Source organism: Lientehia hominis (genome assembly GCF_021044755.1).
Lineage (GTDB): Bacteria > Bacillota > Clostridia > Lachnospirales > Lachnospiraceae > Lientehia > Lientehia hominis.
On sequence record NZ_JAJNOR010000004.1, the window covers coordinates 60,601 to 73,453 of the forward strand.

A 12,853-nucleotide genomic window follows, 5' to 3' on the forward strand; every position below is an offset into this window, starting at 1 on the left:
CCCTTTTCGTTGTTTGGAATCAGCATCCACTGCCGCAGATACAGGACAGAAGAAGAATCCAAATCAGGCATCCGCAGCCGTCGCCGCCGAAGTTGGCAATGCCGCTGCCGCCGCCGCATCCGCAGCCGTCGCCGCAGGAGCCGTTTCCGCCTCCGCACATGCACAGGATCAGTAACAGGAATAAAATGTTGTTTCCTCCACAGCCATTTCCACAGCTAGTTCCGCATCCACAGTTTGTTGCAGCCAAATCACTCATTTCGAGTCCTCCAATATTTGATTACAATATATGATATGTGAGGAGGCTTGCCCTTGTTTCCTAGGTTTCAATTAATTATTTAAAGTTTGGTGTTAGAAAGACTTGAAAAAAGTAAGCATGACCCCTATAATGAAATAGGAAACTATACAGGGGGTAATGTGTTATGATGGATTATATAGACAGACAGATTGTAAATATTTTACAGAAAAACGCCAGAACACCGCTTAAGGTCATCGCGGAGAAAGCATATCTCTCTTCGCCGGCCGTTTCGGCCCGTATTGAGCGTCTGGAGAAAGCAGGGATCATCACCGGCTATTCTGCTGAGGTGAACGTGGAGAAGCTGGGATACCATATCATGGCGTTTATCAATCTGGAAGTGCAGCCTAAGCAGAAGGCTCAGTTTTATCCCTTTATTGAAGCGTGTCCCAACGTGCTTGAATGCAGCTGTGTGACCGGACAGTTTTCCATGCTCATTAAAGTGGCTTTCAAGAGTACCGTGGAACTGGACCAATTTATAGGGCGCCTTCAAGATTATGGAAGGACCAGCACTCAGATTGTATTTTCTACGTCGGTGGGCCCCAGGGGGATTCAGGTGCTGGGAGAAGGTGCCGATGAGACAAAAGGGGGAGAGGGATGAAGGCCTGGGAGCATTTAAAGACGATATCCCATCATAAGCTTCTGGTCATGGAGAACTGTTTTGGGGTAGGGCTTTATAAGCAGGGGATTCTTCATGATCTGTCAAAATATTCTCCATCGGAGTTTTTGGTAGGCTGTAAATATTACCAGGGAAACAGGAGCCCCAATGCGGCGGAGAGGGAGATCAGGGGATATTCTTCCGCCTGGCTGCACCATAAAGGGAGAAATAAGCATCATTTTGAGTACTGGATTGATGTGGATACCGATAAGGGATGCCAGATAGCGGGCATGAAAATGCCGGTAAAATATGTGATCGAAATGTTTATGGACCGAATCGCCGCTTCAAAAACTTATAAAAAAGAGGCGTATACCGACAGCAGCCCCTGGGAATATTACGTGCGGAGAAAAGACGTTATGGTCATTCATCCGGTATCCCGAAGACAGTTGGAATTTTTGCTGAAAAAACTGGCAAGGGACGGTGAACAGGAGACATTCCGGTATATCCGGGAGAAAATCATGCAGAAAAAGCCGAAGTGATATGAAGATATCCTTCGGCTTTGCCATTATCCGGCATCTTTTGTGAAACTTGCGTGAATTCCAAACAAAAACTATGGAATAAATAGGGCAAGTCTGCTAAAATTACTAACAATAGCAGTTATTTTACAGGAAAGTGGGTCGGGAAAATGGATAGATTGAAAATACTTGTGGTAGATGATGAAAGCAGGATGCGGAAGCTGGTAAAAGACTTTCTGGTCAAGAAGGAGTTCGTCGTTTTGGAGGCCGAAGACGGCGAACAAGCGGTGGACATTTTTTTTGCGGATAAGGATATCAATCTGATCATCATGGATGTGATGATGCCGAAGATGAACGGCTATGAGGCGGTCCGGACCATCCGCCAGTATTCCCAGGTACCTATCATTATGCTGACAGCCAAAGGGGAAGAGCGGGATGAGCTTCTCGGATTTGAGCTGGGCGTGGATGAATATATCTCAAAGCCTTTCAGCCCTAAGATCCTGGTGGCCAGAGTGGAAGCAATCCTCCGGCGGAGCAAGACCGTGAAAACAGACAGTATGGAGATTGGAGGAATCGTCCTCGACAAAGCGGCACATCAGGTGAGTGTGGACGGTAAGTCCGTAGACTTGAGCTTTAAGGAATTTGAGCTTCTCACTTATTTTGTGGAAAACCAGGGACTTGCGCTCTCCAGAGAAAATATTCTGAATCATGTGTGGAATTATGATTATTTTGGAGATGCCAGGACCATAGATACCCATGTAAAGAAGCTGCGGAATAAGCTGGGCGCCAGAGGGGAATATATCAAAACCATTTGGGGCATGGGATATAAATTCGAGGTGGATAAATAAATGAGGCACACCATTCGCTTTAAATATACGATGATCCTGGCAGGAGTAGTGGCTTCTGTGATATTAGCCAGCTGGATGTTTATCAATCTCTGCCTGGAGCCGTTTTATATGCAGAGCAAGCAGCGTACACTGATCCAGTCTCATGAACAGCTGGAAAGCCAGCTTTCCAACGATGGGACGGTGACTGATGAGACAAAGATGTATTTGCGGAGAATCAAAGAGAATTACAATATTGAGATTTTTCTCTGGGATTCTTCTCAGAATGTGCTCTATTCTTCCAGTAATGCCGACGCGCTGAAAAATGGGAACGATCCATTGTCCTATATCTTGGGACGGCAGCAGACGGTGCAGCTTTTAAAATCCACCGATGAATATCAGATTAATAAGACATATGACAGCAATCTGGAGGCGTACTATATGGAGATGTTTTCCACCTATACGGGAGGGAGCTTTTCCATCATGAGAGTGCCGCTCCAGAGTATTGAAGAAACCGTGAATCTGGTGAACAGGTTTCATATTTATATCGCGCTGGGAGTCGCGTTCATCGGTATAGTGGCGGCCTGGTTTCTGACTAAGAACATGACGGCGCCGATCCTCCGCCTGTCTTCTCTGGCGGACAGGATGGCAAGATTGGATTTTACCGCGAAATATGAGGGCGGGGATGACAATGAGATCGGAATACTGGGACGGAATATGAACCACATGTCGGAGCAGCTTGAAAAGACCATTCTGGAATTAAAGACTGCCAATCTGGAGCTTAAACGGGACATTGAACAGAAGACGAAAATAGATGAAATGCGTCAGGAATTTTTGTCCAACGTATCCCATGAGCTGAAAACTCCGATCGCCCTGGTGCAGGGATATGCGGAGGGACTTAAGGAAGGCATCAGCGACGACCCCGACAGTATGGAGTGGTACTGCGACGTGATCATTGATGAGGCCGCGAAGATGAACAATATGGTAAAGAAGCTCCTGACTCTGAACCAGATAGAAGCAGGCCGGGAACAGATTTCCATGGAGCATTTCGATCTGATCTCCATGATCGAGGGCGTGCTGAATTCTTACCGGATACTGATCGAGCAAAAGGAAGCGCAGGTTGAGCTTCATAGTCCTGAAAGTCTTTATATCTGGGCGGACGAGTATATGGCAGAAGAAGTGATACGAAATTACGTGGGTAATGCTCTGAACCATCTGGACGGAGAACGGAAAATATCCATCACTGTGGAACGGCGGGATACGAAAGCGCGCATTTACGTGAAGAATACGGGAAACCCCATTCCGGAAGAAGATATTGGAAGGATCTGGGATAAGTTTTATAAAGTCGATAAGGCCAGAACCAGGGAATATGGAGGCAGCGGCATAGGTCTGTCCATCGTAAGGGCAGTCATGGAATCTCATAACTGCGGGTACGGTGTGGAGAACCGGGAGGACGGTGTGGCCTTCTTCTGTGAGTTTGACTGCGGCTAGAAGTCAGGTTGCTTTTTGCAGGAAGGATATGGTATACTAGACTCTATTGGGAAGAGGCGGATTTCTCCCTGTTTTATAAGTTTTATGATATGGAAATATGAGGAAAATATATGGCATTGATTATCACGGGAATAGTTTTGCTCCTTATATTCCTGCTGCTGTTTGCCTGCTCTCAGTATGAGCGGAAGCATGTGGCGGTGAGGGAATATGAGGTGGAGTCCCCGGACATCGGAGAGGCCTTTGACGGCTATACCATGGTGGTGATGGCCGACCTTCATGATGAGGGAGCCGGACGGCGGAACAACAGGATGATGGCCGCCATTCGAAGAGTGCACCCGGATGCTGTGATGGTGGCAGGCGACATGGTAATGGCCAGGAAGGGACGCTGCAGATACGCGGAGACGATACGTCTGATGAAGAGACTGGCGTTCCGCTACCCGGTCTATTATGGCCTTGGAAACCATGAAGACCGTATGGGGCGGGAACGGGAAGTCTATGGAGATGCGTATACAGATTGGTATGAGGGAATGATGCGCGCAGGAGTGACGATTCTGGACAATATTTCTGTGACTCTTCGCGACGGAAAAGATGCCATTACCATAACGGGTCTCAATATGGATAAGAGTTATTATCATAAATTCCATCTTAAGCCCATGGAGGACGGTTATCTGGATAAGACGCTGGGGTTTGCCAGAGGCGACGAATACCACATCCTGCTGGCTCATTCTCCTTCTTATTTTGAAGATTATGCCCGATGGGGCGCGGATCTGACCTTCAGCGGCCATTATCATGGCGGGACCATAAGGCTTCCCGGGATCGGAGGCCTGATTTCTCCCAACCTGGAGCTGTTCCCGGAATACAGCAGAGGGAAATACCAGAAGGGAAAAAAGACCATGATCGTCAGCGGCGGACTTGGCACCCATTCAGTCAATATACGGCTGGGAAATATGTCCGAACTTTTGGTGGTCAGGCTTAAGCGGGTGTCCTGAGACTAGTACAACGAGAACAGAAATAGAAATGAGGGTTTGACATGCCGCTCAAGCTGTCGGTAAAGCTGCAGGCATTTGAAGGTCCGTTGGATCTGCTCCTGCATTTGATAGACAAGAATAAAGTGAATATATATGATATTCCCATTGCGGAGATCACCGACCAATACATAGAATATGTGCGTGATATGGACAAAGAGGATCTGGATCTGGTCAGTGATTTTCTTGTCATGGCGGCGACGCTGCTTGATATCAAGTCGAGGATGCTCCTGCCCGCCGAAGTGGACGAGGAGGGCGAAGAGGAGGACCCCAGACAGGAGCTGGTAGAGCGGCTGCTGGAATATAAGATGTATAAATATATGGCGGAGGAGCTAAAGGACCGCCAGCTGGATGCGGGGAAGCTTCTGTTTAAGCCGGAGACGATTCCGGAGGAGGTCATGAAATACCGGCCGCCGGTGAACCTTTCGGAGCTTTTGGAGGGAGTCACCCTTACCAGACTTAACGATATTTTTCAAACGGTGCTCAAACGGCAGGAGGATAAGATCGATCCGGTCCGCTCCCGTTTTGGCCAAATACAGAAAGAACCGTTCCGGGTGACGGATAAGATTGTCCAGGTGCTGGAGCTGGCTGTGAGAAAGCGGCGGTTCAGCTTCCGGAGGCTCCTGGAAGAGCAGTCCAGCAAACTGGAGCTGGTGGTCACCTTTCTGGCGGTGCTGGAGCTCATGAAGATGGGAAACGTTGTGCTCATGGAAGAGTCCGGGAATGCAGGTGGTGATGATCTGATCCTGGAGGCGGCCGGAGGACTTGCGGACAATACAGAAAAATTGGCAGAAGAGATCGCGGTCAGCATGGAAGCGTAGAGGTACGGGAAGTTTATGGAAATTAAGGAAGCAAAGACGATATTGGAGGCAGTCCTTTTTGCCATGGGCGGCTCAGTGGATCTTAAGTCCCTGTCGGAGGCCGCGGGGCAGGATGAGGGGACTACGAAAAAGCTGGTGCAGAGTTTGGCGGATGACTACGACGCGGAAGGACGTGGAATGAAGATCATTGAGCTGGAGGGGGCTTTCCAGATGTGCACCAGGCCGGAATATTATGAAAATCTGATCAAGGTGGCTGCTCAGCCGAGGAAATATGTCCTGACTGAGGTACTTTTGGAGACACTATCTATCATAGCCTATAAGCAGCCGGTGACAAAGCTGGAAATAGAAAAGATCCGCGGGGTGAAATCGGACCATGCGGTCAATAAACTCATTGAATATGGACTTGTGGAAGAGGTGGGCAGGCTCAGTGTGCCTGGTAGGCCCATACTTTTTGGCACCACGGAGGAATTTTTGAGAAGCTTCGGGGTGTCTTCTGTGGAGGAGCTTCCTGTGGCGAATCCGGAGCAGGTAGAGGAGTTTAAACAGGAGGCAGAGGAAGAAGTGCAGCTTAAGCTGGATATTTAGGAGGAGACGGTATGAAGAGAATCGGTTTTATCGGATGCGGAAACATGGCGAAAGCGATCATCGGCGGGATCGTGGGAAAGAATATCATGGCGCCGGGCGACATCATCGCGTCTAACCGGAGCAGAAAGGCTCTGGACTATGCGGAGGAGACCTGGGGAATCTCGGTGACGTCCGACAATCTGGAGGTGGCAAGGGAAGCGGAGATTGTGGTACTTTCGGTAAAGCCTCAGTTTTACAGCCAGGTGATCGGAGAGATCAAGGAAGCGGTACAGGAGAGCCAGCTGATCGTGAGCATTGCCCCCGGAAAGACACTGGCATGGATGGAGGAGCAGTTCGGGCGTCCTCTTAAGTTCATCCGCTGCAATCCCAATACGCCTGCTATGGTGGGAGAAGGCATCACTTCTGTGACCCCCGGGGACAAAGTGACAGAGACGGAGCTGTCACGGGTGATCGAAATCCTGGAGAGCTTTGGAAAAGCCTCTGTAGTGTCTGAGGCGATGATTGAGGCGGTCATTGCCGTGAGCGGCAGTGCGCCGGCTTATGCTTTTATGTTCATGGAGGCCATGGCAGATGGAGCGGTTTCTTTGGGAATGCCCAGAGCACAGGCTTATGAATTTGCTGCCCAGGCAGTGCTTGGCGCGGCTAAAATGGTGTTGGAGACAGGGTTCCATCCGGGAGCTTTGAAGGATATGGTGTGTTCACCAGGAGGGACGACGATACAGGCAGTCCGCGTCCTGGAGGAAAGAGGGCTCAGAAGCAGCGTCATTGAAGCGATGATTGCCTGCGCCGACAAAGCGAGGAGTATGTAGAGGCCAATTAGGGGCATTGTTGAATATGTCAGGTGAAAAAGGGATATGGCCTATGGCCGGGAAGGAGCAGTTACAATGAAGAAAGTCACGGAGATGACGAAGGAAGAGCTTTTAGAGCTGCAGAAGGAGCTGCAGAAGCAGTATGAGGATTTTAAGGCGCAGGGCCTTAAACTGGATATGTCCAGAGGAAAGCCTGCCGCCGCTCAGCTGGACCTTACCAACGGACTTTTGACAGCCCTGGATGACTACCATACAGAGTCCGGCCTGGATGCCAGGAACTACGGCGTGCTGGACGGAATTCCGGAGGCTAAGCGCCTGTTTTCTGATCTGCTGGATATCCCCGCGGAAAAGATCATCGTGGGAGGAAGCTCCAGCCTGAACCTGATGTATGATGAGATGATGAGGCTGATGCTCTTCGGCACCCAGGGAGAAAAACCCTGGAAGGATGTGAAAGGGATCAAGTTTCTTTGCCCGAGCCCGGGATATGACAGGCACTTTGCCGTGACAGAGGACATGGGGATCGAGATGATACCGGTGCCTGTGACGGCGGACGGACCGGATATGGACGTGGTGGAAAAAATGGCGGCGGAGGACGAGGCCGTCAAAGGTATCTGGTGTGTCCCGCTTCACTCCAATCCTCTGGGCGCCTGTTATACAGATGAGACTGTGGACAGACTGGCTTCCATGAAGACGGCGGCGAAGGATTTCCGGATTTTTTGGGACAATGCCTATGGCGTTCATCATATTTATGAGGAAGTACCGCTCAAAGATATTTTTAAGGCGGCGGAGGCCTGCGGAAATGAGGACAGGATCCTTTACTTTTTCTCCACGTCAAAGATCACGTTTCCCGGCGCAGGGCTGGCGGTCATGGCTGCCAGTGAGTCCAATGTGGCTGAGATCAAGAAGCATATGACTGTACAGACGATTGGATATGATAAACTGAATCAGCTCCGTCATGTAAAATACTTTAAGACCGCCGACAATATCCGCGCTCATATGAAGAAGCTGGGGGATGCTCTGCGGCCGAAATTTGACATGGTGCTGAATACTTTAGAGGAAGAACTGGGCGGAACCGGTCTTGCGTCCTGGGTGAAGCCGAAGGGTGGATACTTCATTGCCCTTGATACGCTTCCCGGCTGTGCCAAGGCGACAGTGGCGTTTGCCAAGGAAGCGGGAGTGGTGATGACAGGCGCCGGCGCCACGTATCCATACAAGAAAGATCCGAAAGACAGCAATATCCGGATCGCGCCCACTTATCCTACGCCTGAGGAACTGGATAAAGCAATTCATCTGTTCTGTCTGTGTGTAAAGATGTCCGGAGTAAATGAGCTCTTAAATGAGCGGGGATAGCGGAAAAAGAGGAGGATGACAGCGATGTTTGCAGAAAAGATGGTTGAGCTCGGGAGCAGACGCTCTACGATTCGAGAAATTTTTGAGTTCGGGAAAAAGCGCGCGGCTGAGGTGGGAGCAGAAAATGTTTTTGATTTCAGTTTGGGAAATCCCAATGTTCCCGCGCCTCAGGCTGTGGAGGATAATATTCTGAAGTTGGTGACCACAGAGGAATCGGCGGCACTTCACGGATACACCAGTGCCCAAGGGGACTCAGGAGTGAGAAGCCGCATTGCCGGGTCCATAAACAGAGCTCACGGAACCCATTTTCATGCGGACAATCTGTATATGACGGTTGGGGCCGCGGCCTCCCTTTGCATATGTTTCAAGGCATTGGCGGAGGAGGGAGATGAATTCATCACGTTTGCCCCTTATTTTCCGGAATATAAAGTTTTTGCAGAGGGAACGGGGGCAGAGCTCCTGGTGGTGCCGGCGGATACCGGCAGCTTCCAGATCCATTTTGAAGAATTTGAGAAAATTCTCGGTCCTAAAACAAAAGCAGTCATTGTCAATTCTCCCAACAATCCTTCCGGAGCCGTCTATTCAGAAGACACGATTCTCAGGCTGACAGAGCTCATGAAGAGAAAATCGGAAGAATATGGCCATGCCATTTATCTGATTTCTGATGAGCCTTACCGGGAGATTGTCTATGGAAATGTGAAAGTCCCTTATCTGACTAAGTACTATGACAACACCTTTGTATGCTATTCTTATAGTAAGTCCCTGTCACTGCCGGGAGAAAGAATCGGATATGTGGTGGTTCCCGATGAGATGGAGGATCAGAAAGCCGCTTATGCGGCGGTCTGCGGCGCGGGCCGCGTGCTCGGGTATGTGAATGCGCCCAGCCTGTTTCAGCAGGTGGTCGGAGAATGTGCAGGAAAGACCTCCGATATCTCCATATATAGGAGAAACAGGGATCTGCTGTATAGTGCTCTGACAGATATGGGATATACTTGTGTGAAACCGGATGGCGCTTTCTATCTGTTCCCCAGATCCCTGGAGCCGGATGCCAATGCCTTCTGTGAAAAGGCGAAGGAGTTTGACCTCCTCCTGGTCCCGGGAGATGATTTCGGATGCCCGGGACATGTGAGGATTGCCTATTGTGTGCAGACGGAGATGATTGAACGGTCTTTGGATGCGTTCCGGAAGCTGGCAGAGCAGTACCGGTAATAGAAACTCCCCGCAAAGCGGCTTTCCTGCTTTGCGGGGAGTTTTAGGTTATAGAGATTATTTCTGACTGAATTTAACCGGCGGTGATGACAGTTCCGGTTTTACCGGCAAGCCCCTCCTTAGCCTTGGACAGATCCGTGATAACTGCCTTTCGGTCGGGACACGCGGAAACAAATTCAATGGAAGCTTCAATCTTCGGAAGCATGGACCCGGCTTCAAACTGGCCTTCCTCCATATACTTTTTGGCTTCTTCTGCAGTGAGACGGTCCAGGAAGATCTCATCGGGCTTCCGATAGTTTAATGCGACCTTTTCCGTCCCCGTCAGAAAGAGGAGAACAGAAGCATCCACCATATCGGCCATGCGGGCGGCTGCCAGATCCTTTTCAATGACTGCGCTGGCCCCTTTCAGCCTGGTGCCCTGCTGAAGAACAGGGATTCCGCCGCCGCCTGCCGCGATGACTAGCTGGTTGGCGTCAAGCAGCGCCCGAATGGCATCTATTTCATATATATCGATAGGTTTGGGAGCGGCAACGATTCTGCGGTATCCTTTTTCTTCTTTGACCACATAATTGCCTTTTGCCACTTCCGCGTCGGCTTCATCTTCACTCATATACCGTCCGATCACCTTAGACGGTTCACTGAAAGCCTCATCAAACGGATCCACCCGCACTTGCGTGATGACAGTGGAAACTGGTTTAAAGATTCCACGGTCCAGGAGTTCTGTCCGGATGGCATTCTGCAGATCGTACCCGATATATCCCTGGCTCAGTGCGCCGCATACGGACATGGGAGCTACGGTATATTCCGGCGAGAGACGGCTGAATTCCGTCATGGCCGTGTGAAGCATACCCACCTGGGGGCCGTTGCTGAACGTGATGGCGATCTGATATCGTTCTTCCACCAGATCGGCGATCGCACTGGCGGCTTTTGCAACAGCTTTTTTCTGTTCCGGGAACAAAGTGCCGAAAGCATTCCTGCCCAGGGCAACTACAATCTTTTTTTCATTCATGGTAATCCCCTCATTTCTGTATTAAAAAGAACAGCGTCCGTGCTCTTGTCAACTGACGCTGACTAGATTATACCATGACTTATCCGATTTTCATAGCATTTTCAGGCAAAGTTTACTTCGTAAAGAAACCAAATTCTACAGTTCCCTCAGGCCATGTGGCTTCTATCAGATAGACGTAGCCAGGATCGGATGAGGGGATGCAGAAAACGCCTTCCTCCAGAGCGGTCTCCACGGCTTCTTCCTGGGAAGAGGCGTCGGCAGAACCGGATTTCCATAAGTTCACAGGCCATCTGGTGACCATGACAGAATCCGGCTGGGGAGAACCGGACAGAGTCAGCTTCGTACCGCTGTCCAGGGAGACATCCACTAATTCTTCCCATTCGAGGATATGGGAACCGCAGGCGACTGCTTGCTGCTTTTCTCCGTTCTTGTCTGTATAGCTCCAGGAATAATTCCCTCTGGACAGCATGACCGCCGCCGCAGCCTGTTCAGTACGGTACTCTAGATTGAGAGATGCCGGCTGGCTGGGATCCGGCTCTGTATAGATTTCGTCTATCAGGTACTGGTATACAGCCGCGTCTTTCGCGGTCCCTTCTTTTACTACCGCCATTTTGGTGACACCGGGATACTGTCCGGGATAGCTTTCCAACATAATGCCGTTTCCATAGATATCCAGAATATATCCGGCGCTCAGATCCTCAGAAGACAGGCGGTTTCCGGAAGCATCGTATAATTCTTCCGGAATCGGAGCAGTAAAAAAGGTACCGTTATGGATGTCTACAAAGTAGATCTGCCCGTCGGGAGAAGTCAGATACATGGCCCGGAGCGCTTCGGGAGAATTTGGAGAAACGGCCTCGCTGCCCGCCGGTTTCATGGTTTCAGTGGTTTCTGGTTCCTCCGTCTTTTTGCCGCAGCCGGAAAGGAATAGGCACCCGGCCAGCACAAAGAAAAATCCTGCTTTCCATCGTTTCTTTTTTGTATGAGTTTTCAATGATGACCCTCCTTAATGATTGACACATGATAATCCTTCATAAAAGTAGTGTATCCGGAAATGAAAAGTGTTGCAAGAAAAATAATCTCTGGCTTGTCATGAGTGGGGGAAAGTATTAAAATAAAAACATAGATAAATGATGGATTTAAAAAGACAGGAAGGAGGCGGATCCAATGGAGACCAAGGTAAAAAAAGAAGAGTTTTTTGTGAAGTCGGGCGAATCGGGGCAGATGCTCCATTGTATAAAATGGGAGCCGGCAGACTTATATGTAAAGGCGGTGCTTCAGATTGTGCACGGCATGGTGGAATACGTGGAGCGGTATGATGAATTTGCTTTCTATTTGGCAGAAAGAGGATACGCAGTGGTCGGCCATGATCATCTGGGCCATGGAAAGACGGCGGCTTCGGAGGAAGAGCTGGGGTATTTTTCCGAGAAAGACGGTGACCGCCATGTGATCGGCGATATTTACCGTTTGACATGCAAAGCCAGGGAATTGTGGCCGGACGTGCCGCTCTATATTATGGGACACAGTATGGGTTCATTCTTTACGAGAAAATATCTGACCAGATGCAGCCGAAAAGTGGATGGAGCCATCATCATGGGGACCGGATATATGGGGCTGCCTCTCGTTGCCGCAGGAAAGTGTCTGGCTGAGATCATCTGCAGGATAAAAGGCAGCCGCTACAGGAGCCGTCTTCTTTACAAGATGACCTTAGGCGGTAATAATAAGCGCATTCCGGAGCATCGGACAGAGAATGACTGGCTGAGCCAGAATGAAGAGTCGGTGGACGCATACTGCAGGGACCCTTTCTGCACCTTTATTTTTACGGCAGGGGCGTACAGAGATTTCTTTGCCATTCTGGTGGACCTGGCGAAGAAAAAAGATTTCGGAAATATGAACCGGGAGCTTCCGATTTTGATGGTATCAGGAAAAGAAGACCCCGTGGGAAACTACGGAAAAGGAGTCAAGGCCTGCTATAAGCAGTTTCAGTCCATGGGTTTTCAGCATGTCCAGATGAAGCTTTATCCGGGGGACCGCCATGAAATCCTCAATGAACTGGACAGAAGTATCGTGTTTGAAGATATAAAAGTATGGATGGATGCCGCTGCGGAAGAGATAACAAAGCATTGAACAATCCGTGCGTAAAACAGCAGCTTCAAACATGGGAAGAGGTTTCCGGCCGCCACGATCGGCTCGGAACCTCAGCCGATTCAATTTAGATAATCAAATCTAATTCTGAAATTTCTTGATCTGATCTTTGATACATTCTTTAAATTTCTTTTGTTTTTCCATATGCCTTTATTGTTTGCTGTGTTTCATAAAGATTTGGAA

The 12,853-nt window shown here is 49.6% G+C and carries 14 protein-coding genes; 11 read left to right on the plus strand and 3 right to left on the minus strand.

Annotation, left to right across the window (positions count from 1 at the left end; translation table 11 throughout):
- Window positions 1-19 precede the first annotated feature (19 nt).
- Entirely contained in the window at window positions 20-256 is a 237-nt protein-coding gene (locus LQE92_RS07010; protein WP_231062286.1) for a chorion class high-cysteine HCB protein 13, read from the minus strand.
- A 166-nt stretch (window positions 257-422) separates the two neighbouring features.
- On the opposite strand from LQE92_RS07010, the gene LQE92_RS07015 reads away from it, so the two are divergent.
- The 10 genes from LQE92_RS07015 to LQE92_RS07060 all read left to right on the plus strand — a co-directional run bounded on the left by LQE92_RS07015 (window position 423) and on the right by LQE92_RS07060 (window position 9,519).
- A complete protein-coding gene (locus LQE92_RS07015; RefSeq protein ID WP_231062599.1) occupies window positions 423-893 on the plus strand; it encodes an Lrp/AsnC family transcriptional regulator in 471 nt (156 codons plus the stop codon).
- The gene (locus LQE92_RS07020) at window positions 890-1,429 is read left to right on the plus strand and encodes a DUF5662 family protein (RefSeq protein WP_231062287.1); all 540 of its coding nucleotides are present in this window, start codon (window positions 890-892) and stop codon (window positions 1,427-1,429) included. The genes LQE92_RS07015 and LQE92_RS07020 overlap by 4 nt, the downstream gene beginning before the upstream one ends.
- 146 nt (window positions 1,430-1,575) lie before the next feature.
- Window positions 1,576-2,253, plus strand: coding sequence for a response regulator transcription factor (locus LQE92_RS07025; RefSeq protein ID WP_147596720.1), 678 nt, complete (start codon window positions 1,576-1,578; stop codon window positions 2,251-2,253).
- A complete protein-coding gene (locus LQE92_RS07030) occupies window positions 2,254-3,720 on the plus strand; it encodes a sensor histidine kinase (RefSeq protein WP_231062288.1) in 1,467 nt (488 codons plus the stop codon).
- 110 nt (window positions 3,721-3,830) lie between these two features.
- Window positions 3,831-4,709 (plus strand): metallophosphoesterase, encoded by an 879-nt coding sequence (locus LQE92_RS07035; RefSeq protein ID WP_231062289.1) that lies wholly within the window; start codon window positions 3,831-3,833, stop codon window positions 4,707-4,709.
- A gap of 41 nt (window positions 4,710-4,750) precedes the next feature.
- Window positions 4,751-5,566 (plus strand): segregation and condensation protein A, encoded by an 816-nt coding sequence (locus tag LQE92_RS07040; RefSeq protein WP_231062290.1) that lies wholly within the window; start codon window positions 4,751-4,753, stop codon window positions 5,564-5,566.
- 15 nt (window positions 5,567-5,581) lie between these two features.
- The gene (scpB, locus tag LQE92_RS07045; RefSeq protein ID WP_231062291.1) at window positions 5,582-6,151 is read left to right on the plus strand and encodes an SMC-Scp complex subunit ScpB; all 570 of its coding nucleotides are present in this window, start codon (window positions 5,582-5,584) and stop codon (window positions 6,149-6,151) included.
- 11 nt (window positions 6,152-6,162) lie between these two features.
- Window positions 6,163-6,960, plus strand: a complete 798-nt coding sequence (gene proC, locus LQE92_RS07050; RefSeq protein WP_231062292.1) for a pyrroline-5-carboxylate reductase — start codon at window positions 6,163-6,165, stop codon at window positions 6,958-6,960.
- Window positions 6,961-7,035: 75 nt separating this feature from the next.
- The gene (locus LQE92_RS07055; RefSeq protein WP_231062293.1) at window positions 7,036-8,310 is read left to right on the plus strand and encodes an aminotransferase class I/II-fold pyridoxal phosphate-dependent enzyme; all 1,275 of its coding nucleotides are present in this window, start codon (window positions 7,036-7,038) and stop codon (window positions 8,308-8,310) included.
- A 24-nt stretch (window positions 8,311-8,334) separates the two neighbouring features.
- The gene (locus tag LQE92_RS07060; protein ID WP_231062294.1) at window positions 8,335-9,519 is read left to right on the plus strand and encodes a pyridoxal phosphate-dependent aminotransferase; all 1,185 of its coding nucleotides are present in this window, start codon (window positions 8,335-8,337) and stop codon (window positions 9,517-9,519) included.
- A gap of 73 nt (window positions 9,520-9,592) precedes the next feature.
- Here the strand turns inward: LQE92_RS07060 and arcC are convergent, their stop codons facing one another.
- Complete coding sequence (gene arcC, locus LQE92_RS07065; RefSeq protein ID WP_231062295.1) at window positions 9,593-10,528, minus strand: carbamate kinase; 936 nt, start codon at window positions 10,526-10,528, stop codon at window positions 9,593-9,595.
- A gap of 112 nt (window positions 10,529-10,640) precedes the next feature.
- The gene (locus tag LQE92_RS07070; RefSeq protein ID WP_231062296.1) at window positions 10,641-11,519 is read right to left on the minus strand and encodes a hypothetical protein; all 879 of its coding nucleotides are present in this window, start codon (window positions 11,517-11,519) and stop codon (window positions 10,641-10,643) included.
- A gap of 173 nt (window positions 11,520-11,692) precedes the next feature.
- Between LQE92_RS07070 and LQE92_RS07075 the strand changes: the two genes are divergently transcribed.
- Entirely contained in the window at window positions 11,693-12,652 is a 960-nt protein-coding gene (locus LQE92_RS07075; protein ID WP_231062297.1) for an alpha/beta fold hydrolase, read from the plus strand.
- The last annotated feature ends 201 nt before the right edge of the window (window positions 12,653-12,853 follow it).